21 protein-coding genes are annotated in these 23,742 nt (G+C 69.0%); 9 read left to right on the plus strand and 12 right to left on the minus strand.

The features are described 5' to 3' along the window. Positions 1–9 precede the first annotated feature (9 nt). Positions 10–1,395, minus strand: coding sequence for a signal recognition particle protein (gene ffh, locus ASF44_RS06615; RefSeq protein ID WP_056898411.1), 1,386 nt, complete (start codon positions 1,393–1,395; stop codon positions 10–12). Between the two features lie 88 nt (positions 1,396–1,483). Between ffh and ASF44_RS06620 the strand changes: the two genes are divergently transcribed. The 8 genes from ASF44_RS06620 (at position 1,484) to ASF44_RS06655 (ending at position 11,688) form a co-directional block, all read left to right on the plus strand. Then, positions 1,484–2,296 carry an inner membrane protein YpjD gene (locus tag ASF44_RS06620; RefSeq protein WP_056898412.1) on the plus strand — a complete coding sequence of 271 codons (813 nt, stop codon included), beginning with the start codon at positions 1,484–1,486 and terminating at the stop codon, positions 2,294–2,296. Then, entirely contained in the window at positions 2,293–2,511 is a 219-nt protein-coding gene (locus ASF44_RS06625) for a PP0621 family protein (protein WP_056898413.1), read from the plus strand. Before ASF44_RS06620 ends, ASF44_RS06625 begins: the two co-directional genes overlap by 4 nt. 6 nt (positions 2,512–2,517) lie before the next feature. Beyond that, positions 2,518–4,227, plus strand: coding sequence for a PAS domain-containing sensor histidine kinase (locus ASF44_RS06630; protein ID WP_235579149.1), 1,710 nt, complete (start codon positions 2,518–2,520; stop codon positions 4,225–4,227). Position 4,228: 1 nt separating this feature from the next. Beyond that, positions 4,229–5,665, plus strand: coding sequence for a sigma-54 dependent transcriptional regulator (locus ASF44_RS06635; RefSeq protein ID WP_056898414.1), 1,437 nt, complete (start codon positions 4,229–4,231; stop codon positions 5,663–5,665). Further along, entirely contained in the window at positions 5,655–6,266 is a 612-nt protein-coding gene (ampD, locus tag ASF44_RS06640; RefSeq protein ID WP_056898415.1) for a 1,6-anhydro-N-acetylmuramyl-L-alanine amidase AmpD, read from the plus strand. Before ASF44_RS06635 ends, ampD begins: the two co-directional genes overlap by 11 nt. Positions 6,267–6,555: 289 nt before the next feature. Further along, positions 6,556–9,540, plus strand: a complete 2,985-nt coding sequence (locus ASF44_RS06645; protein WP_056898416.1) for a ribonucleoside-diphosphate reductase subunit alpha — start codon at positions 6,556–6,558, stop codon at positions 9,538–9,540. Between the two features lie 152 nt (positions 9,541–9,692). Continuing rightward, a complete protein-coding gene (locus tag ASF44_RS06650) occupies positions 9,693–10,946 on the plus strand; it encodes a ribonucleotide-diphosphate reductase subunit beta (RefSeq protein ID WP_056898417.1) in 1,254 nt (417 codons plus the stop codon). A 178-nt stretch (positions 10,947–11,124) separates the two neighbouring features. Beyond that, positions 11,125–11,688: a hypothetical protein gene (locus ASF44_RS06655; protein WP_056898418.1), complete on the plus strand. Its 564-nt coding sequence runs from the start codon at positions 11,125–11,127 to the stop codon at positions 11,686–11,688. A gap of 81 nt (positions 11,689–11,769) precedes the next feature. Here the strand turns inward: ASF44_RS06655 and ASF44_RS06660 are convergent, their stop codons facing one another. From ASF44_RS06660 to ASF44_RS06690, 7 genes are all read right to left on the minus strand, one after another. Further along, positions 11,770–12,672: a carbohydrate kinase family protein gene (locus ASF44_RS06660; RefSeq protein WP_056898419.1), complete on the minus strand. Its 903-nt coding sequence runs from the start codon at positions 12,670–12,672 to the stop codon at positions 11,770–11,772. A 23-nt stretch (positions 12,673–12,695) separates the two neighbouring features. Beyond that, a complete protein-coding gene (locus ASF44_RS06665; protein ID WP_082524570.1) occupies positions 12,696–13,913 on the minus strand; it encodes a DUF3426 domain-containing protein in 1,218 nt (405 codons plus the stop codon). Positions 13,914–13,922: 9 nt separating this feature from the next. Further along, positions 13,923–14,828 carry a 50S ribosomal protein L11 methyltransferase gene (gene prmA / locus ASF44_RS06670; protein ID WP_056898421.1) on the minus strand — a complete coding sequence of 302 codons (906 nt, stop codon included), beginning with the start codon at positions 14,826–14,828 and terminating at the stop codon, positions 13,923–13,925. 5 nt (positions 14,829–14,833) lie between these two features. Beyond that, positions 14,834–16,183, minus strand: a complete 1,350-nt coding sequence (gene accC / locus ASF44_RS06675) for an acetyl-CoA carboxylase biotin carboxylase subunit (RefSeq protein WP_056898422.1) — start codon at positions 16,181–16,183, stop codon at positions 14,834–14,836. 2 nt (positions 16,184–16,185) lie between these two features. Further along, on the minus strand, positions 16,186–16,641 hold the full coding sequence (gene accB / locus ASF44_RS06680) for an acetyl-CoA carboxylase biotin carboxyl carrier protein (protein ID WP_056898423.1): 456 nt from the start codon (positions 16,639–16,641) through the stop codon (positions 16,186–16,188). A gap of 124 nt (positions 16,642–16,765) precedes the next feature. Further along, entirely contained in the window at positions 16,766–17,314 is a 549-nt protein-coding gene (locus ASF44_RS06685) for a TlpA disulfide reductase family protein (protein ID WP_056898424.1), read from the minus strand. Continuing rightward, positions 17,311–17,907, minus strand: coding sequence for a hypothetical protein (locus ASF44_RS06690; protein WP_056898458.1), 597 nt, complete (start codon positions 17,905–17,907; stop codon positions 17,311–17,313). The genes ASF44_RS06685 and ASF44_RS06690 overlap by 4 nt, the downstream gene beginning before the upstream one ends. 55 nt (positions 17,908–17,962) lie before the next feature. Between ASF44_RS06690 and mpl the strand changes: the two genes are divergently transcribed. Continuing rightward, positions 17,963–19,360 carry a UDP-N-acetylmuramate:L-alanyl-gamma-D-glutamyl-meso-diaminopimelate ligase gene (mpl, locus tag ASF44_RS06695; RefSeq protein ID WP_056898425.1) on the plus strand — a complete coding sequence of 466 codons (1,398 nt, stop codon included), beginning with the start codon at positions 17,963–17,965 and terminating at the stop codon, positions 19,358–19,360. Here the strand turns inward: mpl and ASF44_RS06700 are convergent. The 4 genes from ASF44_RS06700 to rodA all read right to left on the minus strand — a co-directional run bounded on the left by ASF44_RS06700 (position 19,354) and on the right by rodA (position 23,716). After that, positions 19,354–19,665, minus strand: a complete 312-nt coding sequence (locus ASF44_RS06700) for a hypothetical protein (RefSeq protein ID WP_056898459.1) — start codon at positions 19,663–19,665, stop codon at positions 19,354–19,356. The genes mpl and ASF44_RS06700 overlap by 7 nt on opposite strands. Before the next feature lie 68 nt (positions 19,666–19,733). After that, positions 19,734–20,852, minus strand: coding sequence for a 3-deoxy-7-phosphoheptulonate synthase (locus ASF44_RS06705; RefSeq protein ID WP_056898426.1), 1,119 nt, complete (start codon positions 20,850–20,852; stop codon positions 19,734–19,736). 197 nt (positions 20,853–21,049) lie between these two features. Continuing rightward, positions 21,050–22,522 carry a metalloprotease TldD gene (tldD, locus tag ASF44_RS06710; RefSeq protein WP_056898427.1) on the minus strand — a complete coding sequence of 491 codons (1,473 nt, stop codon included), beginning with the start codon at positions 22,520–22,522 and terminating at the stop codon, positions 21,050–21,052. Positions 22,523–22,561: 39 nt separating this feature from the next. Continuing rightward, positions 22,562–23,716 carry a rod shape-determining protein RodA gene (gene rodA / locus ASF44_RS06715; protein WP_056898428.1) on the minus strand — a complete coding sequence of 385 codons (1,155 nt, stop codon included), beginning with the start codon at positions 23,714–23,716 and terminating at the stop codon, positions 22,562–22,564. Between the last annotated feature and the right edge of the window lie 26 nt (positions 23,717–23,742).

Genomic DNA, 23,742 nt, shown 5'->3' on the forward strand with positions numbered 1-23,742 from the left:
CGCCAGCCCTCAGAACGGCAGCTTGGGCATGCCGCCGCCGCCCAGGCCCTTCATGCCGCCCATGCGCTTCATCATCTTCATGAGGCCGCCGCCCTTCATCTTCTTCATCATGTCCTGCATCTGGCCGAACTCGTTGAGCAGGCGGTTGACCTCCTGCACCTGCACGCCGGCGCCGGCGGCGATGCGGCGTTTGCGCGTGGCCTTGATGAGGTCGGGCTTGCGGCGCTCGAGCGCCGTCATGCTGTGGATGATGCCCTGCTTGCGGCGGATCTCGCGCTCGGCACGGTCCATGTCGACCTGGCCGGCCTTGGCCGACATCTGCGTGGGCAGCTTGTCCATCAGGCTGGACAGTCCGCCCATCTGGTTCATCTGCTGGATCTGCGCCAGGAAGTCGTTGAGGTCGAAGCCCTCGCCGCTCTTGACCTTGGCGGCCAGCTTCTGCGCGGCCGCCATGTCCACGTTGGCCGTGACCTGCTCGACCAGGGCCACGATGTCGCCCATGCCCAGCACGCGGCCGGCGTGGCGTTCGGCGTCGAAGACCTCCAGGCCGTCGATCTTCTCGCTGGTGCCGGCGAACTTGATCGGCACGCCCGTCACATGGCGGGCGGACAGGGCGGCACCGCCGCGCGAATCGCCGTCGGTCTTGGTCAACACGATGCCGGTGAGCGGCAGCGCCTCGCCGAAGGCCTTGGCCACGTTCATCGCGTCCTGGCCCTGCATGGCGTCGACGACGAACAGCGTCTCCACCGGGTTCACCGCCGCGTGCAGTTCGCGGATTTCCTGCATCAGGGCCTCGTCCACGGCCAGCCGGCCCGCGGTGTCGACCAGCAGCACGTCGAAGTAGTGGCGGCGGGCGTGGTCCAGCGCGGCGCGCGCGATGTCCACCGGCTTTTGCTCGCCCGTGCTGGGGAACCACTCTGCGCCGGCCTGCTTGGTGACGGTCTTGAGCTGCTCGATGGCGGCCGGGCGGTAGACGTCGGCCGAGACGGTCAGCACCTTCTTCTTGCGCCGCTCGGTCAGCAGCTTGGCCAGCTTGGCCGTGGTGGTGGTCTTGCCGGTGCCCTGCAGGCCGGCCATCAGCACCACGGCGGGCGGCTGCGCGGCCAGGTTGAGCTCGGCGCCCGGCAGGCCCTGGCCCATGGTGGTGGCCAGCTCGCGGTTGACGATGCCGACCAGGGCCTGGCCCGGCGACAGCGAGCCCAGCACCTCCTGGCCCAGCGCCTTTTCCTTCACGCGGGCGATGAAGTCGCGCACCACGGGCAGGGCCACGTCGGCCTCGAGCAGCGCCATGCGCACTTCGCGCAGCATGTCGGTGACGTTGGCTTCGGTGATGCGGGCCTGGCCGCGGATCTCCTTGACCAGACGCGAGAGTTTTTCGGTGAGGGCGGACGCCATGGAGGTCCTTTGCTCCGGCGGACGGAGCGCGGTTGCGGGGAGGGGAAAGCGGCCGGGGCCGACAAGGCGTACCGGTAAACTCAAGCGCATGATTTTAGCGAGCGCCTCCATGGCCACCGTGCTGCTGTCGGCCGCCGCCGCCGCGGCCTATGCGGTGCCTGCGGCGGTCGCGTCGCGGGTCAAGCCCGAACGCAGCCGCCACGCCCTGCTGCCGGCCTGGATCTTGCACGCGCTGGTGCTGTGCTGGGGCCTGTGGTTCACGGCCACGCCACGCTTCGGCTTCGCGCCGGCGCTGTCGGTCACGGCCTGGCTCGTGCTGACGGTCTACGCCGTCGAAAGCCATGTGTTCCCGCAGCTGCGGGCGCGCTGGGCGCTGGCCGGTTTCGGCGCCGTGGCCGTGCTGATGGCCCTGGTGTTTCCCGGAACGCCCATGCACGACAACGCCTCGCCGTGGCTGCCGCTGCACTGGGCACTGGGCATCGCCTGCTACGGGCTGTTCGCCGCGGCCGTGCTGCACGCCTGGCTGATGCGCCGCAGCGAGCGCGCCATGCGCGACGCCGGCCCCTCGTTCAGCGGCGTGCCGCTGCTCACGCTGGAGCGCCTCACCTTCCGTTTCGTGCAGGCCGGCTTCGTGCTGCTGACGGCCACGCTGGCGGCTGGCTGGCTGTTCGGCGAATCGCTGTACGGCGCGGGCGCGGCCGGTTGGCGCTGGGACCACAAGACGGTGTTCTCGCTGCTGTCGTGGATCACCTTCGCGGTGCTGCTGGTCGGCCGCCGCCGGTTCGGCTGGCGCGGCCGCACGGCCGTGCGCGTGCTCTACGCCGGCGCGGCGCTGCTGCTGCTGGCCTATGTGGGCTCGCGCTTCGTGCTCGAAGTCTTGATCGGCCGGGGAGCCGCATGAAATTCCTGATCGTGCTGCTGGTCGTGGCCTTCGGCATCTGGCTGTGGCGCTCGCGCCGGCCGCCGCCGCCGGCCAGGCCGCGCGGCCGCGCAGGCCAGCCCGCCGAGATGGCGCGCTGCGCCGCCTGCGGCCTGCACCTGCCGCTGGCCGACGCCGAGCGCAGCGCGCGCGGCGTGTACTGCAGCAAAGAGCACCGCCGCCAGATCGAGGGCTGAGCCGGCGTGACCGCCCTCGACGACGCCTGGCCACCGTCCGACTTCGATCCGCGCGAGGCCGCCATGCTGGCGCCGGCGGTGGGCGACCTGGCCATGACGCGCGCCTGGTACGGCTTCATGACCGCGCGCGCCACGATCGCGCTGGCCTTGCTGCTGCTGCAGGCCACCCAGTACGTGCTGACCGAGACCGTGCCGGTCTGGGTGCTGGCCATGTGCGCGCTGTACCTGGCCAGCGCGCTGTCGATGCGCCTGCTGGCCCGCCCGCGCCTGCCGCGCCACGCGCTGGACCCGACCTGGCTGCTGACGGTCGGCATGGACGTGCTGGTGATCGCGTTGCTGCAGATGTTCCAGTCCGGCACCATCAGCTACACACCGCTGCTGGGCGTGCCGGTGCTGCTGACGGCGGTGCTGGGCACGCGGCCGATGGCCATCGGCATGGCGCTGGCCATCACCTTGCTGCTGCTGCTGGAGACCTGGTGGGGCTCCGTGCACGGCCTGGCCGAAAACACGGGGCGCTACCTGCAGGCCGGGCTGGCCGGCCTGGGCTACCTGCTGGTGGCCTTCCTGGCCAACCAGCTGGCGGCGCGGCTCATGCGCGAGGAGCAGCTGGCGCTCGCCGGCCTGCACGCCACGCGGCTGCAGGCCCAGGTGAACCAGCTCGTGATGGAGACGCTGACCGACGGCGTGCTGGTGGTCGATGCACACACCCGCATGCGCACCGCCAACCCGGCGGCGCGCGCGCTGCTGGGCCTGGGCGCAGCGGGCCTGCGGCCGGCGCTGGACGCCAAGCCCAGCTGGGCGCCGCTGCTCGACCTGGCGCGCACCACCTTCGACCAGGCAGCGCCGCAGGCCGCCGACCTGACGCTGCGCAGCGCCAGCCGCGGTGCCAGGCGGCTGCGCGTGCGCACACGCATGACCGAGGCGCCGGGCCGCGCGCACGAGCGGTTGTGCGTGATGTTCCTGCACGACCTGCGCGAGGCCGAGGCCCGCACCCGCACGGAGAAGATGGCGGCCATGGGCCGCATGTCGGCGGCCGTGGCGCACGAGATCCGCAACCCGCTGGCGGCCATCGCCCAGGCCAATGCGCTGCTCGACGAGGAGCTGCAGGCGCCCGGCCACCGCCAGCTCACGCAGATGATCCAGCACAACGCGCAGCGCCTGTCCAAGATCGTCGACGAGGTGCTGGACGTGGCCCGCGTGCCCGAGGCCGGCCGCACCGCGCCGCCCAGCCTGCAGCTGGACGCGAGCGTGCAGGACATCTGCGCGGACTGGGTGCAGCGCGCGCCGCAGCGCCGCCGCGTGCAGCTGGACCTGGCCACGCACGGCCTGCCGGTGGACTTCGACAGCGAGCACCTGCGCCGCGTGCTGGTCAACCTGCTGGACAACGCGCTGCGCTACGCCAGCGAGCGGCCGGCCGCGATCCAGGTGACGACGCGCCTGTCGGCCGAACGCCAGTCCAGCCTGCAGGTTTGGAGCGACGGCGCACCGCTGGAGGAATCGGTCGAGCGCCACCTGTTCGAGCCCTTCTTCTCGTCGGAGAGCCGCTCCAGCGGGCTGGGGCTGTACATTTGCCGCGAACTCTGCGAGCGCCACCGCGCCAGCATCGGTTACCAGCGCAGCGCGCGCCTGCTGGACGGTGCCAGCGCGCAGGGCAACGAGTTCTCCGTGCAGTTCCGCCCTCCCAAACCCGCAGCACGCGCCACGCCAGCGCATTGACATGCCGCCGCACACGCCCGCTTCCCCCGCGCCCCCGCCCGCCAGCATCCTGGTGGTGGACGACGAGCCCGACCTGCGCACGCTGTACGAGCTGACGCTGCTGCGCGAAGGCCACCGCGTGGAGACAGCCGGCACGCTGGCCGAGGCGCAGGCGGCAATCGGCGAGCGGCGCTTTCGCGCGGTCATCACCGACATGCGGCTACCCGACGGCCTGGGCCTGACGCTGCTGCAGGAGCTGCGCGCCCAGCAGCGCGGCGAGCGCTGCATCGTCATCACCGCCTACGGCTCGGCCGAGAACGCCGTGGAAGCGCTGAAGGCCGGCGCCTTCGACTACCTGACCAAGCCGGTCGACCTCAAGCAGTTCCGCGCCGTGGTGGCCTCGGCCCTGCAGGAGCAGGAAGCCCCCGCCCCACGCCCGGCACCGCGCAGCAGCGTGCCGGACAGCAACGGCGCCGCCGTGCCTGCGCTGGACCGGCTGGTCGGCGAGTCCGAACCCATGCGCCAGGTCAAGCAGCGCATCCTCAAGGTGGCGCGCAGCATGGCGCCGGTGCTGGTGCGCGGCGAGTCCGGCACCGGCAAGGAACTCGTGGCCCAGGCCCTGCACGCGGCCAGCCACCGGGCCGCCGCGCCGCTCGTGGCGGTGAACTGCGGCGCCATCCCCGAGAGCCTGCTGGAGGCCGAGTTCTTCGGCGCCAAGAAGGGCTCCTACACGGGCGCGCTGGCGGACCGGCTGGGCTACTTCCAGGCCGCGCGCGGCGGCACGCTGTTCCTGGACGAGATCGGCGACCTGCCGCTGGCCATGCAGTCCAAGCTGCTGCGCGCGATCCAGGAACGCAGCGTGCGCCCGCTGGGCTCCACGCAGGAGGACGCGGTGGACGTGCGCGTCGTCAGCGCCACCCACAAGGACCTGGCCGCCGAGGTCAAGGCCGGCCGATTCCGCCAGGACCTGTACTACCGCCTCAACGTCATCGAGATCGTGGTGCCGCCGCTGCGCGAGCGGCGCGACGACCTGCCGGCACTGTGCGCAGCGCTGCTGGCCCGCATCGCGCACGAGTCGGGCATGCCGGTGCCGCCCCCTTCCAGCGCGCTGCTGGCCGAGCTGCAGCAGCATCCGCTGGCCGGCAACGTGCGCGAACTGGAGAACCTGCTGCACCGCGCCGTGGCCATGAGCGAGGGCGAGGAACTCAGCGCCGACTTCCCCGACAGCGCCAGCCAGACGCTGTCGCCCCTGCCGCCGGACGACGAGGCCACGCCCAGCGACCTGCAGGCCTACCTGGACCGGCAGGAGCGCGCCATCCTCGTGCGCGTGCTGCACGAGACCGGCTTCAACCGCACCGCCGCGGCGGCACGGCTGGGCCTGTCGCTGCGGCAGATCCGCTACCGCATCGCGCGGCTCAACATCGCCACGCCGCAGGACAACGAACCGCATGACGAATGAGCCGCCCGAGCCCATCAAGGCGCTGTGGCAGGGCGGCTGGTACCGCTTCGCGCGGCGCCAGCCCTCGCCCAACTTCGGGCCGCGGCCGGCCGGCGCGCTGGTCGACCTCGTGGTGCTGCACTCCATCAGCCTGCCACCCGGCCAGTACGGCGGCGACGAGGTGCTGGCGCTGTTCGACAACCGGCTCGACTGGGACGCCCACCCCTACTTCGCGCAGATCCGCGGCCTGCAGGTCTCGGCGCACTTCTTCATCCGCCGCGGTGGCGAACTGTGGCAGTTCGTCGATGCCGACGCGCGCGCCTGGCATGCCGGCCGCTCGCATTGGCGCGGCCGCGACGAGTGCAACGACGACTCCATCGGCATCGAGCTCGAAGGCCTGGAGGGCGATCGCTTCGAGCCGGCCCAGTACGACACCCTGACCAGCCTGTGCGCCGCACTGGCCCAGCGCTATCCGATCGCCCACGTGGCCGGCCACGAGCATGTGGCGCCCGGCCGCAAGCAAGACCCCGGACCGGGCTTCGACTGGGCCGCGCTGCAGCAGGGCACGGGCTGGCCGGCACAGTGGTTCCCTCTTGCGGTGCGCGGGCCCGCCCCCATCTAGGAAAGGCTGGTCGTTCAAGTCCAGCAACCATGCCGGCTGCAGGGCGGAATGGCGCGGCATGCCGCATGAAACCTGGCTATTGCACGGCGCTGGCGCACCGCTGCTGGCGCTGCGCAGGGTTCCAGGAAAGCCCGCACAAAAAGCTGCACAACACGCTACCTGTAGTGGCTAGAATGCCGCCGGACCCTAGATATGGGGCCCAGCCAGATCCCTTTTTCTGGTGCTCCGATGCCCGTCCGCGGTGACGACATACCGCCAGATTTCGCCCTCCCAGCACAACAAGGAAGCCATGCAAACTGCAGCTCACCTCCCATCCGCCTCGCAACTGTCCCCCACCGCCGCAGCCTCGCGCGCCGCCGTGGCCGACAGCGCTGCGCCGACTGCGCTGACGCACTACCAGATCATCCGCCGCAACGGTGCCGTCGTGCCGTTCGAGCCGAACAAGATCGCCGTGGCCATGATGAAGGCCTTCCTGGCCGTGCATGGCACGCAGGGCGCGGCCTCGGCCAGCGTGCGCGAGGTGGTGGACAACCTCACGCAGGCGGTGACGCGCGCGCTGATGCGTTCGCGCCCGGGTGGCGGCACCTTCCACATCGAGGACGTGCAGGACCAGGTCGAGCTCGGCCTCATGCGCGGCGGCCACCACGAGATCGCGCGGGCCTACGTGCTGTACCGCGAGCGCCGCGCGCAGGAGCGCCATCGCCAGGGCGAGCAGGAGCAACCGGCGGCGGCCCCCACGCTGCATGTGCTGGACGGCGGCGAGCGCGTGGCGCTGAACCTCGCCGACCTGCAGCAGCTGATCGCCGATGCCTGCGCCGGCCTGGGCGCCGACGTCAAGCCCGATCCCATCGTGGCCGAGACCATGCGCAACCTGTACGACGGCGTGCCGCTCGAAGAGGTGTTCAAGGCCGCCATCCTGGCCGCCCGTACGCTGATCGAGAAGGACCCCGACTACACCTACGCCACGGCCCGTCTGCTGCTGCACACCATCGTCAAGGAAGTCCTGGGCCGCGAAGTGCCGCAGGCGGACATGGGCGCGGCCTACGCCGACTACTTCCCGCTGTTCATCAAGAAGGGCGTGGAGAACGACCTGCTGGACGAGAAGCTGCAGCAGTACGACCTGGCCCGCCTGGGCGCGGCCCTGAAGGCCGAGCGCGACCAGAAGTTCGACTACCTGGGCCTGCAGACCCTGTACGACCGCTACTTCCTGCACGTCAAGAAGACGCGCATCGAACTGCCGCAGGCCTTCTTCATGCGCGTGGCCATGGGCCTGGCGCTGGGCGAGATCGACCGCGAGGCGCGCGCCATCGAGTTCTACGAGGTGCTGTCCTCGTTCGACTTCATGTCGTCCACGCCCACGCTGTTCAACAGCGGCACGCTGCGCTCGCAGCTGTCCTCGTGCTACCTGACCACCGTGCCCGACGACCTGGACGGCATCTACGAGTCGATCAAGGAAAACGCGCTGCTGTCCAAGTTCGCCGGCGGCCTGGGCAACGACTGGACCCGCGTGCGCGCGCTGGGCAGCCACATCAAGGGCACGAACGGCGAGTCGCAGGGCGTGGTGCCCTTCCTCAAGGTCGTCAACGACACGGCCGTGGCCGTGAACCAGGGCGGCAAGCGCAAGGGCGCGGTCTGCACGTACCTGGAAAGCTGGCACCTGGACATCGAGGAGTTCCTGGAGCTGCGCAAGAACACCGGCGACGACCGCCGCCGCACGCACGACATGAACACGGCCAACTGGATTCCGGACCTGTTCATGCGCCGTGTCATGGAGAAGGGCACCTGGACGCTGTTCTCGCCGTCGAACGTGCCCGACCTGCACGACCTGTTCGGTGCCGACTTCGAGAAGGCCTACGTGGCCTACGAGGAACGCGCCGCGCGCGGCGAGATCAAGCCCAGCAAGACCGTGCCGGCCACCGACCTGTGGCGCAAGATGCTGTCGATGCTGTTCGAGACCGGCCACCCCTGGATCACGTTCAAGGACGCCTGCAACGTGCGCTCGCCGCAGCAGCACGTGGGCGTGGTGCACTCGTCCAACCTGTGCACCGAGATCACGCTGAACACCAGCGACACCGAGACCGCCGTGTGCAACCTGGGTTCGGTGAACCTGCTGCAGCACTTGAAGGACGGCCCGGACGGCAAGTCCATCGACCACGCCAAGCTCAAGAAGACGATCTCCACGGCGATGCGCATGCTCGACAACGTGATCGACATCAACTACTACGCCGTGAAGAAGGCACGCGACTCCAACCTGCGCCACCGCCCCGTGGGCCTGGGCGTGATGGGCTTCCAGGACGCGCTGTACGAGCTGCGCATCCCCTATGCCAGCGATGCGGCCGTGCAGTTCGCCGACACCTCGATGGAAGCCGTCTGCTACTACGCCTACTGGGCCTCGACCGAGCTGGCTGCCGAACGCGGCCGCTACTCCAGCTTCAAGGGCTCGCTGTGGGACAAGGGCATCTTGCCGATGGACTCGCTGAACCTGCTCGCTGAGGCCCGCGGCGGCTACAGCATTGGGGAGGGACCCAGTGCTTCGCCCTATGTCCAAGTGGACCGCTCGGCCACGCTGGACTGGGACAGCCTGCGCGCCAAGATCAAGCAGGACGGCATGCGCAACTCCAATTGCGTGGCCATCGCGCCGACCGCGACCATCTCCAACATCATCGGCGTGGACGCTTCCATCGAGCCCTGCTTCGGCAACCTGTCGGTGAAGTCCAACCTGTCGGGCGAGTTCACCGTCATCAACCACTACCTGGTGGCCGACCTCAAGCGCCTGCACCTGTGGGACGACGTGATGGTCATGGACCTCAAGCACTTCGACGGTTCGCTCGAGCCCATCGACCGCGTGCCGCAGGAGATCAAGGCGCTGTACGCCACGGCCTTCGAGGTCGAGCCGGCCTGGCTCGTGGAAGCCGCGGCACGCCGCCAGAAGTGGATCGACCAGGCCCAGTCGCTGAACATCTACATGGCCGGCGCATCGGGCAAGAAGCTGGACGACACCTACAAGCTGGCCTGGACGCGCGGCCTCAAGACCACCTACTACCTGCGCACGCGCAGCGCCACGCACGCCGAGAAATCGACCGTGGCACCGGGCCGCCTGAACGCGGTCTCGTCGGGTGCCAGCGCGGCGCCGGGCATCAGCGCGCTCGACGCCGCAGCGGCCAAGGCGCGCGCCCAGATGGACGCACAAATGAACGCGCCGCTGGCCGCATCGTCAGCCACCGATGTGAAGTTCTGCGGCGTGGACGACCCCACCTGCGAAGCCTGCCAATAAGACCGCGATGAAGCGCTGACGCGCAGCCCCCGTTGCATCGCATGCGCCTACGCGTTTTTGCGATGCACTGGAGCAACAAACATGCACGGCGCCCTGGGTGAAGCCTTTGCTTTTCAGGGCGCCGCTTTCATAATCTCGGCACTGGAAAATCTATGCTTACCTGGGACGACGAAGTCAAGCCCTCCTCGCAATCCACACCACACGGCGGGTCCTCGGGACACCGCGAGGCAGCGGTCCCTCCCAAATCCGTGAACGCCGTTCCCGCCGCCGCAACGGCCGCGGCCCAAGCCTCCTCCTTCAACGCACCTGCGACCGCATCGCGCCTGCCCGATGTGGCACTGCCGCCGGTGGCCGCACCGCGTGCCGCCGAAGCCGCGGGCGCCAGCGCACGCCGCGTGAACGCCGCCGACAAGCGCATCATCAACGGCCAGACCGACGTCAATCAGCTGGTGCCGTTCAAGTACAAGTGGGCCTGGGAAAAGTACCTCGCCACCTGCGCCAACCACTGGATGCCGCAGGAAGTGAACATGAACCGCGACATCGCGCTCTGGAAGGACCCGAACGGCCTGACCGAGGACGAGCGCCGCATCGTCAAGCGCAACCTCGGCTTCTTCGTCACCGCCGACTCGCTGGCCGCCAACAACATCGTGCTGGGCACCTACCGCCACATCACGGCGCCCGAGTGCCGCCAGTTCCTGCTGCGCCAGGCCTTCGAGGAAGCGATCCACACGCACGCCTACCAGTACATCGTGGAGTCGTTGGGCCTCGATGAGTCCGAGATCTTCAACGCCTACAACGAGGTGCAGTCGATCCGCGACAAGGACGAGTTCCTGATCCCCTTCATCGAGGCGATCATGGACCCGAACTTCCACACCGGCACGCCCGAGACCGACCAGCGCCTGCTCAAGAGCCTGATCGTGTTCGCCTGCCTCATGGAAGGCCTGTTCTTCTACGTCGGCTTCACGCAGATCCTGGCGCTGGGCCGGCAGAACAAGATGACCGGCGCCGCCGAGCAGTACCAGTACATCCTGCGCGACGAGTCCATGCACTGCAACTTCGGCATCGACCTGATCAACCAGCTCAAGCTCGAGAACCCGCACCTGTGGACGCCCGAGTTCAAGGCCGAGATCAAGGCGCTGTTCGAGAAGGCCGTCGAGCTCGAGTACCGCTATGCCGAGGACACCATGCCGCGCGGCGTGCTCGGCATGAACGCGTCGATGTTCAAGGGCTACCTGCGCTACATCGCCAACCGGCGCGCCACGCAGATCGGGCTGGAAGCGCTGTTCCCGAACGAAGAGAACCCGTTCCCCTGGATGAGCGAGATGATCGACCTGAAGAAGGAACGCAACTTCTTCGAGACACGCGTCATCGAGTACCAATCCGGCGGCGCGCTGTCCTGGGACTGAGACACCGACAACAACATGTTCCACCGCACGTCACGCCCTCCGAACCGCACCGACAGAGTGCCGGCGTGTACGTGTCCTGAATCCATGGCGCTGGGGCTTTTTGCCCCAACGCCATGCATCGCTTGTGGCGCCCCAACGCGCTGCAAGTGCTCTTTGTAATCCGATCAAGGAGAAAACCATGGCAACTGCGAAGAAACCGGCCGCTAAGAAGGCCGCCCCGGCGAAGAAGGCCGCTGCTCCGGCAAAGAAGGCCGCTCCGGCCAAGAAGGCCGCTGCTCCGGCGAAGAAGGCCGCTGCGCCCGCCAAGAAGGCTGCGCCCGCGAAGAAGGCCGCTCCGGCAAAGAAGGCTGCACCTGCGAAGAAGGCAGCACCGGCGAAGAAGGCCGCTCCGGCCAAGAAGGCAGCACCGGCGAAGAAGGCTGCGCCCGCCAAGAAGGCAGCACCTGCGAAGAAGGCAGCACCCGCCAAGAAGGCCGCTCCGGCCAAGAAGGCTGCGCCCGCCAAGAAGGCAGCCGCCCCGGCCGCCAAGAAGGCCGCTGCTCCGGCCAAGAAGGCTGCCGCCAAGAAGGCCGCTCCGGCCAAGAAGGCCAGCGCCAAGGCCGCCCCTGCCAAGAAGGCCGCTGCCAAGAAACCTGCAAAGAAAGCGGCCCCTGTGCCTGCTGCCGCTGCCCCTGCAGCGTCCACGCAGACCACGCTGAACCCGCAGGCGGCCTGGCCGTTCCCTACGGCCAGCAAGCCCTGAGCGTTGCGCTGCAAGGCGCGACCAAGCCCGGTGCCGCAAGGCCCCGGGCTTTTTCATTTCATGGGCGGCTCGCAGGCCAGGTCACAGGTCCCATGCAGCGCGGTCGACGCTGTAGTTCTGCGGGCCGCGCTGGGCGATCTTCAAGGCCCCGATGCGGCTGCCCAGTTCGGCGCAGCGCGCCAGCGGCCAGCCACGCTCCAACCCGTACAGCAGGGCACCGCGGTAGGCGTCGCCGCAACCCGTCGGATCGACGAGCTCTTCCACCCGCACTGGCGCGACCAGCGTGCGCTCGCCCGCGACCCAGACCTCGCTGCCCTCGCCGCCCAGCGTGACCACCAGCCCCTGCACCTGGCGCGAAAGCTCGGCGAAATCCAGGCCGGTGCGATCGCTGAGCATCTTGCCCTCGTAGTCGTTGACGGTGACCCAGGTGGCCAGCGAGACGAAGTGGCGCAGCGCAGCACCGTCGAACATCGGCAGGCCCTGGCCCGGGTCGAACACGAAGGGGATGCCGGCGGCCGCGAACTGCTCGGCATGCTGCAGCATGGCGTCCCGCCCGTCCGGCGACACGATGCCGAGCTGCACGTCGCTGCGCGCTTCGATGCGCGTCTGGTGCGCCTGCATCATGGCGCCGGGGTGGAAGGCCGTGATCTGGTTGTTGTCCTGGTCCGTCATGATCATGGCCTGGGCCGTGTAGCTGCCCTCCACCACGCTCACATAGTCGGTGGCGATGCCCAGGTCCTTCAGGCGCTGCAGGTAGTCGGCGCCGTCGGTGCCCAGCGTGGCCATGGGCAGCGGGTCGCCGCCGAGCTGCTTGAGCGCGTAGGCGATGTTGCCTGCGCAGCCGCCGAAGTCGCGCCGCAGGCTCGGCACCAGGAAGGACACGTTCAGGTTGTGGATCTGGTTGGGCAGGATCTGGTCGGAGAACCGACCCTCGAACCGCATGATGGTGTCGAACGCGAGCGAGCCGCAGATGATGCTGGCCATAAAAACTCCTGGAGGGTGGAAGGTCAGGGATAGAAGGGGTCGAGGCGGTAGCCCACCACGCGCGCGCGGCCCGCGTTGTCGGCCATCTGCAGGTCGGCGCTTGCCGTCCACTCGCCATGGGCATCCAGTGCAGCAGGCGGAGTGCCGAGGTCTTGCGGCATCAGCACGCGGCGCACCACCGGTTGTTCGGCGATGTCCGTCAGCGTGAGCGCGATCGCCGGCAGGGCCACGGCATGCGCTGCACGGTTGCGCAGCGTGAGGCTCAGCCGGTAGCCGTTGTCGCCCAGCGCCTGGAATGCCGAGCCGTCGATGACGATGGCGTCGATGCGGCGCAGTGGCTGGACGCTGCAGCCCAGGGGCGCGCACAGCGCACCGAGCAGCGGGCGCAGGCCGGGCGCCGTGGCGGCCAGGCGGTCGCGCTCGTGCACCGCCCATTGCCACAGCAGCAGCACCACCGCGAGCCCCGCAGCACACGACCAGAGCAGGCGGGTGCGCGGCGCGGCCCGCGGTGCCACCGGCAGCGCCGGCGCGGCGTCCCGCAGGAACGACAGCTCCGCATGCGCCGGGTCTGGCGGCACGGGCCGGGAAACCGGCGGTGCCGCCACCACGCGCGCCGGCGCCGGGGCGGGCCGCGGCGCGTCCTGCGCGGCCGGGCGCTGCGGAAGCGGCATGGCAGCGTCGGTGCTCGCCGCGCGCAGCGGCGGCAAGGCCATGGATCCGGCGGCCAACGCCACGACCAGGCGGCCAGGCCTTTCAGCCGGAGCGGCCTGGGCAGGCGGCTCGGCACTCAGGCGGTGCAGCTCCGGCACGACGGTGGCGCCCGCAGCAGCCACGTCGGCAGCGGCAGGGCCGCCCTGCAGCGCCGGTGCCACGGGCTGCGCCTGCACGTAGTCGGACAGTTCCTGCTCGAGGGATGCGACGGGGTCGGCCACCGGCATCTCCGCAGGCGCGTGGAGCAGCCATGCGGGCAGCTCGTCGCTGGATGCCACGGGCGGCAGGTCCTGGCGGTCGTCGGCCAGCGGCACATCCTGCCCCGGCGCCAGCGGCGGGGGCGACTGGGGCGCGGCTGGCGCGTGCGCCACCGGCATGGAAGCCGCCTCAGGTTCGCCCAGGTGCTGCGCGGCGTCGAAGACCTCGGCGCACTGCCCGCAGCGCACCCAGCCCTGGGAGATGCGCAACTGATCGGGCACGACCCTGAAGCGGGTTCCGCATGCAGGGCAGCGTGTGATCAGCTGTGCCATGGATGCGGCTCAGCGTGGCGGAGCGGCACCGCGCGTGGCTGTCATCAGGATCCAGCCGTCTTCCTCGTCCGCCACCTGCAGAGACAGGTAGGGCGCGTAGGCCGCCTTCAGCTCGTCGGCCTGACGCGCCAGGATGCCGGCCAGCACCAGTGCGCCGCCAGGCGCCACATGGGCACTGAGCAACGGCGCCAGCATTCTCAAGGGCGTGGCGAGGATGTTGGCCAGCACCACCTGGTAGGCGCCATGGGCGGCATCGGGCAGGCCGGCCTGCAGGTGCACGCCGTTGGCGCGGGCGTTGTCGCCGGTGGACAGCACCGCCGCCTCGTCGATGTCGACAGCATCGACCTCGCGGGCGCCATGCTTGGCCGCCGCGATGGCCAGGATGCCGGAGCCGCAGCCGTAGTCCAGCACACGCCCCCAATCCCCGTCTTCACCATGGCCTGCGATCCAGCGCAGGCACATGCGCGTGGTGGGGTGCGTGCCGGTGCCGAACGCCAGGCCGGGATCCAGCCGCAGCACATGCCGGGCGGCTGCCGGCGGCTCGTGCCAGGTCGGCACGATCCAGAAGGCCGGCGTGATCTCGACCGGCGCGAACTGCGACTGCGTCAGGCGCACCCAGTCCTCGTCCGGCACGGCGCTCACGCCCTGCAGCGCGCAGCCCGCAAAAAACTCCTGCGCCTGCAGCAGCAGCGCGGCCTCCTCGGCCAGCGCCTCGGTCGCGAACAAGGCCACCAGGCGCGAACGCTGCCAGCCTTCGGCCGGCGGCGGCATGCCCGGCTCGCCGAACAGGGCCTGCTCCGCCGCGGTGTCGCCGTCGGCGTCCTCGACGCTGATGGACAGCGCGTCCAGCGCTTCCAGCGCATCGCTCAGGGTCTCGACCCGGTCTTCCGGGCACAGCAGGCGCAGTTCGAACATGCCGCTCACCGCTTGTGCTGCGCCAGCCACTCTTCCAGGTAGTGGATGTTGGTGCCGCCGGCCATGAACTTGGCATCGACCATCAGCTCGCGGTGCAGCGGGATGTTGGTGTTGATGCCCTCGATGACGGTCTCGGCCAGCGCCGTGCGCATGCGTGCCATGGCCTGCTCGCGCGTGTCGCCATGCACGATGATCTTGCCGATCATGGAGTCGTAGTTGGGCGGCACGAAGTAGTTGGTGTAGGCGTGCGAATCCACGCGCACCCCGGGGCCGCCCGGCGGATGCCAGGTCGTGATGCGGCCCGGCGAAGGCGTGAACTTGTAGGGGTCTTCCGCGTTCACGCGGCACTCGATGGCGTGGCCGCGGATCTCGATCTGGCGCTGCGTGAACGGCAGCTTCTCGCCTGCCGCCACCATGATCTGCGTGCGCACCACGTCCACACCGGTGATGAGTTCGGTCACGGGATGCTCGACCTGCACGCGCGTGTTCATCTCGATGAAGTAGAACTCGCCGTTCTCGTACAGGAACTCGAAGGTGCCGGCGCCGCGGTAGCCGATGCGCTTGCAGGCCGCCACGCAGCGTTCGCCGATGCGTTCGATCAGCTTGCGCGGGATGCCCGGTGCGGGCGCCTCCTCGATGACCTTCTGGTGGCGCCGCTGCATGGAGCAGTCGCGCTCGCCCAGGTACACGGCGTTCTTGTGCTTGTCGGCCAGCACCTGGATCTCCACGTGCCGCGGGTTCTGGAGGAACTTCTCCATGTAGACGGCCGGGTTGCCGAAGGCCACGCCGGCCTCGGCCTTGGTCATCTGCACCGCGTTGACCAGTGCCGCCTCGGTGTGGACCACGCGCATGCCGCGCCCGCCGCCGCCGCCGGCCGCCTTGATGATGACCGGGTAGCCGACCGTCTTGGCGATGCGGCGCATCTGCACCGGATCGTCCGGCAGCTCGCCGTCCGAGCCGGGCACGCAGGGCACGCCGGCCTTGATCATGGCCTGCTTGGCGGCGACCTTGTCGCCCATGGTGCGGATGTTTTCGGGCGTGGGGCCGATGAACTGGAAGCCGCTCTTCTCGACGCGTTCGGCGAAGTCGGCGTTCTCGCTCAGGAAGCCATAGCCGGGGTGGATGGCTTCGGCGTCGGTCACCTCGGCGGCCGAGATGATGGCCGGCATGTTGAGGTAGCTCTGCGCCGAGGGCGGCGGGCCGATGCAGACGGCCTCGTCCGCCAGGCGCACGTACTTGGCGTCGCGGTCGGCCTCCGAATAGACCATCACCGCCTTGATGCCCAGTTCACGGCAGGCGCGCTGAATCCTCAAGGCGATTTCGCCGCGGTTGGCGACAAGGATCTTCTTGAACATGCTCACTCGATGACGAACAGCGGTTGGCCGTATTCGACCGCCTGGCCGTTCTCGCACAGGATCTGCGTGATCGTGCCGGCCTTGTCGGCTTCGATCTCGTTGAGGATCTTCATCGCCTCGATGATGCAGACCGTCTCGCCTTCCTTGACCGTGCTGCCGATCTCGACGAACGCCTTGGCGCCCGGGCTCGGCGAACGGTAGAAGGTGCCGACCATGGGCGACTTGGCCACATGGCCCTTGATGGCCGGCGCAGCAGGCGCTGCGGCCGGCGCCGCGGCTGCGGGAGCTGCCTCGACCGCGGGCTGGGCCGCCTGGACGGGTGCGGCCACATAGGCCACCGGGCCTGGCGGGACGCCCTTGACGATGCGGACCTTGCCCTCTGCTTCGGTGATTTCCAGCTCGGACACGTTGGAGTCCGAGACCAGGTCGATCAAGGTCTTGAGTTTGCGTAAATCCATGAAGGCTCCTGTCGCCCAGACGAAAAGAGCTGGAATCTAACTCAAATCCAGCAAACTTTCGCCTATTGCAGGCATTTTTGATGTTCGTCGCCGATCAACGGCGAACTGATTTGTGCGGGCGGGGCTAGGAAACGCGTATTTGCGTCGCCCACCGTTGCAAATCCACGGGGGTGATTTGCCCTATTTTACGTTCGACCACGTGTCCGGCAGCATCCAGCACCAGTGTGAAGGGCAAACCACCGGCCGTGTTGCCCAGCTCCTTCACCACCGACAGGCCCGCCAGGCCGAGGATGCCGACCGGGAAGGAGACGGGTGTCTTGCCCAGGAATTTCTGCACGGCGGCTGGTTTGTCCACCGCCAATCCCACGACTTGCCACCCGTTCGCACCATGTTGACCGAAGAAGGCGTCGATCATGGGTAACTCTTCGACACACGGCGGGCACCAAGGCGCCCAGAAGTTGACCAGCAGCGGGCGCCCCCGAAAGCCAGCCATGGGCAGCGTCCCGCCGTCGGGCCGCTCGCTTTGCAGCGCCCACAGGCCTGCACTTTCGGCCGGGGCGGCGGAATCAGGGCGGCGGAACCACCAGGCGGAGCCCGCGCCTGCCACCAGGGCGACCGCACCGGCGGCCAGCAGCACGCCGCGCCGGGCGGGAGAGAAAGTGCGCGCCGTCATGCTGCCGCCTCCTGCGCCACGAGTCTGCGCACGGCATCCAGGCTGCCACGGGGCGTGCGGCCACGTGTGTCGGGCTTCAAGGCGCCGCGCAGTTCGTCCAGGTCGTGCACCAGTAGGTGCACGCCGATGGTCTCGCCCAATGCAGGGCACTGCGCCTGCAGGCTCAAGGCCTCCACGGGGTCGCCGCGGAACCCGGGCACGGTGCTCGGCTCGTAACGCACGCCACGGTCGATCAGCATGATCTCCGCCGATTTGGGGTCATCGCAAAACAACTGCAGGTAGATGTCGGAGCGGCGCGTGGCCGTGCCATGCCAGACGGCGCCGGCCAGGTAAGGGCGGAACACCTGCAGCCGCTCCATCCAGGTCAACGCCAACCGGCGCAGGGCCGCCAGCTCCGCGGGCTGGGTGTCGGCACAGAAGATGGCGATGTGCTCGCGCACCGCGTCTTCCAGGGCCCCGTTGTCTGGCAGGCGCGCGCGCGGGCCCAGGCCCAGCTGCTGCACGGCGCGGCGCTTGGCCGCACCCCACTCCAGGCCATCGTCCACCACCATGCGCGCCGCGACGGCCGCGATCTCTGCACTTGCGTTGTCCATGGGCGGATTGTGCGCCGTGGCCAAACAGCCCTGGCGCCACTCCTAGAATCCCGCGATGCACATCCACATCCTCGGCATCTGCGGCACCTTCATGGGCGGCCTGGCCGCTCTGGCGCGCAGTGCCGGCCATCGCGTCACCGGCTGCGACGCGGGCGTCTACCCTCCCATGAGCGACCAATTGCGTGCGCTCGGCATCGACCTGATCGAAGGCTTCGGCGCAGACCAGATGGCGCTGGCGCCGGACGTCTTTGTCGTTGGCAACGTCGTCTCCCGTGCACGCCTGCCCGATGGGATGCCCAAGTTCCCGCTGATGGAAGCCATCCTGGACGCCGGCGCGGCCTACACCAGTGGCCCGCAATGGCTGGCCGAGAACATCCTGCAGGATCGCCACGTGCTGGCGGTCGCAGGCACCCACGGCAAGACCACCACCACCTCGATGCTGGCCTGGGTGCTGGAAAGCGCGGGCCTGGAGCCGGGCTTCCTGGTCGGCGGCGTGCCGCTGAACTTCGGCATCTCGGCGCGGCTGGGCCGACCCGGCGGCTGCTTCGTGATCGAGGCCGACGAGTACGACACCGCCTTCTTCGACAAGCGCAGCAAGTTCGTGCACTACCGGCCGCGCACGGCCGTGCTGAACAACCTGGAGTTCGACCATGCGGACATCTTCGACGACCTGGCGGCCATCGAGCGCCAGTTCCACCACTTGGTGCGCACCGTGCCGGGCCGCGGCCGCGTCGTCGTCAACGCCGAGGAAGCCAGCCTGGGCCGGGTGCTGGCCCAGGGCTGCTGGAGCCAGACCGTGGGCTTCGGCGCTGGCGGGCGCTTCACGGCCGAAGGCACGGCCGAGCGTTTCGTTGTGCACGACCAGGGCCGGCCCGTGGCCGAGGTGCATTGGCCGCTGTCGGGGCTGCACAACCGCATGAACGCGCTGGCGGCCATCGCCGCCGCCGAACACCTGGGCATGGCGCCGGCGGTGGCGGCCGAGGCGCTGCAACGCTTCGAGAACGTGCGCCGGCGCATGGAATTGCGCGGCGAAGTCCGAGCCGGCCACCAGACCGTGCGCGTCTACGACGACTTCGCCCACCACCCCACCGCCATCCGGACCACGGTGGACGGCCTGCGTGCGCAGATCGGACCGGCGGGCGGGCGCATCCTGGCCATCTTCGAGCCACGCAGCAACACCATGAAGCTGGGCAGCATGAGCGCCAGGCTGCCCTGGAGCCTGGAATCGGCCGACCTGGCGTTCTGCCACGCCGCAGGCCTGGGCTGGGACCCGCGCGAGGCGCTGGCCGGGATGGGTGAGCGCCTGCAGGTGGCCGACAGCATCGACACGCTGATCGCCCAGGTGCTGGCCGCCGTGCAACCGGGCGACCACCTGCTGTGCATGAGCAATGGCGGTTTCGGCGGCGTGCACGCCCGGCTGCTCGACGCGGTCAAGGCGCGCTTCGCTCAGTAGCTGACGGTCAACTGGTCCAGGTCGAGCCGCACGACCGGCTTGACCAGCGCTGCGGCCGCCGCGCGCGCAAAGCTCGCGAACCACTGCGGGTCGCCGAACAGCTCCGGGCCTGCAGCCCGCGCGATGGCGATCAGCTTGTCCGCCAGCAGCACCTTGCCGGTGGCACGCAGGGGTTCGCACTCCAGCTGCACGAACTGCGTGTCGAGCCAGTGTCGGGCCTGCTCCTGCGGCATGGGCGCGGCGTCTTCGAGGTCGAAACGCAATTCCTGGCCACCGGCCAGCCGCACGGACACTTCACTGCGCATGGCATCCCCCCGCAAAACCTGCAGCATCGCCGCGGCGCCCGGCCGCGGCAATCGACGCAAACCCGACGTCAGGCGGCCGCACGGCGCTTGGCCACGGCGCGGGCCAGTGTTTCCAGCACATCGACCGAAGGCTCCCAGCCCAGGCACGCGTCGGTGATGCTCTTGCCATAGGCCAGCGCATGCACATCGTCCTTGCCGGGGGTGAACTTCTGCGCGCCGGCCACGAGGTGGCTTTCCACCATCACACCGAACACCTGGCGCGAGCCGCCGGCGATCTGGGCGGCGATGTCGCCAGCCACCTCGGTCTGCTTCTCGTGCTGCTTGCTGCTGTTGGCATGGCTGCAGTCCACCATGAGGTTGGCCTGCATGCCGGCGGCGGCCAGTTCCTTGCAGGCCGCGGCGACGCTGGCGGCGTCGTAGTTGGGCGCCTTGCCGCCGCGCAGGATCACGTGGCAGTCCTTGTTGCCGTTGGTCTGCACGATGGCGACCTGGCCGTTCTTGTGCACCGACAGGAAGTGGTGGCCACGGGCCGCCGCCTGTATGGCATCGGTCGCGATGCGGATGTTGCCGTCCGTGCCGTTCTTGAAGCCGATGGGCGCCGACAGACCCGAGGCCAGCTCGCGGTGCACCTGGCTTTCAGTGGTCCGCGCGCCGATGGCCCCCCAGGCGATCAGGTCGCCGATGTACTGCGGCGAGATCACATCGAGGAACTCGCTGCCCGCGGGCAGGCCCAAGCGGTTGATGTCGATCAACAGCTGGCGTGCGATGCGCAGGCCTTCGTCGATGCGGTAGCTCTCGTCCAGATAGGGATCGTTGATCAAACCCTTCCAGCCCACCGTGGTGCGCGGCTTCTCGAAGTAGACGCGCATGACGATCTCCAGGTCGTCGGCGTACTTGTCGCGCAGGGGCTTCAGGCGGCGTGCGTATTCCAGCGCAGCGGCGGGATCGTGGATCGAACAAGGACCGATGACGACCAGCAGTCGGTCGTCCTTGCCGGCCATGATGTCGTGGATGCGGCCGCGCGTGCGGCCGATCAGGGCCTCCACCGGCGTCCCGCGGATCGGGAAGAAGCGGATCAGGTGTTCTGGAGGCGGGAGCACGTTGATGTCCTTGATGCGTTCGTCGTCGGTCTGGCTGGTCTTGTCGACGTTCGCGTACCAGGCGTCGGGGGTCTGCTGCGTGCTCATGGTCTCTTCCTGTGGTTGAAATCGTTGGGGCCAAAAAAAACCGCCGGTCCTTGCGGTACCGGCGGTTCTTGGAGGTTCTGTCGTCTGCTGTTTACGCGCGCGCCTCTCGTCCGCCGGATTCCGGGAACCAAAAGTAGGCAAAGTAAAAAGCGCGGGAGGCAGACATCGGGCGCGACTCTAGCACGGTTTTCACGTGCTCAGGCCGTACCGCCGACGGTGAGCCCGTCGATGCGCAGCGTCGGCTGGCCCACGCCCACCGGCACGCTCTGGCCTTCCTTGCCGCAGGTGCCGACGCCCGAATCGAGCTTCATGTCGTTGCCGATCATGGACACGCGCGTCAGCGCGTCCGGCCCGTTGCCGACCAGCGTGGCGCCCTTGACCGGGTACTGGATCTTGCCGTTCTCGACCCAGAAGGCCTCGCTGGCGGAGAACACGAACTTGCCCGACGTGATGTCGACCTGGCCACCGCCGAAGTTGCTGGCGTACAGGCCCTTCTTGATGCTGGCGATGATCTCCGCCGGCTCGCGGTCGCCGCCCAGCATGTAGGTGTTGGTCATGCGCGGCATCGGGACGTGGGCATAGCTCTCGCGCCGGCCGTTGCCGGTGGGCTTGACCTTCATGAGGCGCGCGTTCATGGCGTCCTGGATGTAGCCCTTCAGGATGCCGTCCTCGATCAGCACGTTGCGCTGGCTGGCATTGCCCTCGTCGTCCACGTTGAGCGAGCCGCGGCGGTCGGCGATCGTGCCGTCGTCCAGCACCGTCACGCCCTTGGCGGCCACGCGCTGGCCGATGCGGCCGCTGAACGCGCTGGAGCCCTTGCGGTTGAAGTCGCCCTCCAGGCCATGGCCGATGGCCTCGTGCAGCAGGATGCCGGGCCAGCCCGCGCCCAGCACCACTGTCATCTCGCCGGCCGGCGCAGGACGCGCCTCCAGGTTGGTCAGCGCGGCCTGCACGGCCTGGTCGACGTACTCGTCGATGTGCGCGGAGTCGAAGTAGGCCAGGCCGAAACGGCCGCCGCCGCCGCTGGAGCCGACCTCGCGGCGCGTCTGGCCTGCCACCTGGGCCTCGGCGATCACGGTGACGGACAGGCGCACCAGCGGGCGCACATCGGCAGCCAGCGTGCCGTCGGCGCGCGCGACCAGCACCACGTCGTACTCGCTGGCCAGGCCGGCCATGACCTGCACCACGCGCGGGTCCTTGGCGCGTGCGCGCTGCTCGACCTGCTCCAGCAGCTTGACCTTGGCCGTGCTGTCCAGCGTGGCGATCGGGTCCAGGCCGTCGTACAGCGAGCGGCTGCGGGCGATCTTCTGCGCCGGCACCTTGGCGCGCTTGTTCTGCGCGGCAGACGAGATCGCGCGCACGGTGCGCGCGGCGTCCAGCAGCGAGGCTTCGGAAATGTCGTCGGAATAGGCGAAGGCGGTCTTCTCGCCGCTGACGGCACGCACGCCCACGCCCTGGTCGATGCTGAACGAGCCGGTCTTGACGATGCCCTCCTCCAGGCTCCAGCCCTCGCTGCGCGTGTACTGGAAGTACAGGTCGGCATCGTCGACCTTGTGCGCCTGGATCTCGGCCAGCGCGCGCTGCAGGTGCGCGGGCGTGAGGCCGAAGGGATCGAGCAGCAGTTGCTGGGCGGTGGCGATGCGGGCCAGGGTGGGTTCGCGGGAGATCATGCGAACCATTCTAGGAGCGCAGCGATGGCCGCGCTGCCCTCAGGTCTGCAGCAGCCGCTTGGACTTGGCAATGGACATCAGGATGCCCAGCCCCATGCCCAGCGTGACCATGGCCGTGCCGCCATAGCTCACGAACGGCAGCGGCACACCCACCACGGGCAGCATGCCGCTGACCATGCCCATGTTGACGAAGGCGTAGGTGAAGAAGATCAGCGTGACGGCACCGGCCAGCAGGCGCGAGAAGAGAGTGGGCGCCTCCAATGCGATGACGAGGCCACGCAGGATCAGGAACACGAAGGCCAGGATCAGGAAGCCGTTGCCGAGCAGGCCGAACTCCTCCGAATAGGCCGCGAAGATGAAGTCGGTGGTGCGCTCGGGGATGAATTCCAGGTGCGTCTGCGTGCCCTGCATGAAACCCTTGCCGAACACGCCCCCCGAACCGATGGCGATCATGCCCTGCAGGATGTGGAAGCCCTTGCCCAGCGGGTCGCGCGTGGGGTCCATCAGCGTGCACACGCGCTGCTGCTGGTATTCGCGCAGCACCACCCAGCGCACGCCGTCCTGGCACAGGTCCGACGAGAACCAGACCAAGAGGCCGATGCCGATCGCGCCCAGCAGCACCGGCGGCAGGATGAGCCGCCAGGGCAGGCCGGCGAAGAAGATCACCGACATGCCGGCGGCCGCCACCAGGATGGAGGTGCCCAGGTCGGGCTGGTGCATGATGAGCAGCACCGGCACGGCCAGCAGCGCGAACGCCACGATGAAATCGAACGGCTGGCGCTGCCCCTCGCGCCGCTGGAACCACCAGGCCAGCATCAGCGGCGTGGCGATCTTGAGGATCTCGCTGGGCTGGATCACCACGCCGACGTTGATCCAGCGCTGCGCACCCTTCTTGGTGATGCCGAAGAACTCCACACCCAGCAGCAGCACCACGCCCACCACGTAGACGGGCACGGCGAACTTCATGAGCTGCTGCGGCGGCACCTGGGCCACGATGAAGAGGATGGCGCCGGCCAGCAGCATGTTGCGCCCATGGTCGACGAAACGCGTGCCGTGGTCGTAGCCCGACGAGTACATCGCCAGCAGCCCCGCCGCGCACAGCAGGAGCACGGCAAAGGCCAGCAGGCCGTCGAAGCCGCGGAAGAACGGCAGCGCGCGGCGCCACAGCGGGGGGTTGTCGAGTACAGCGGCCATGGAAGAGAAAAATCCGAGCGCGGATT

Source organism: Pseudorhodoferax sp. Leaf274 (assembly GCF_001422445.1).
GTDB lineage: Bacteria > Pseudomonadota > Gammaproteobacteria > Burkholderiales > Burkholderiaceae_C > Pseudorhodoferax.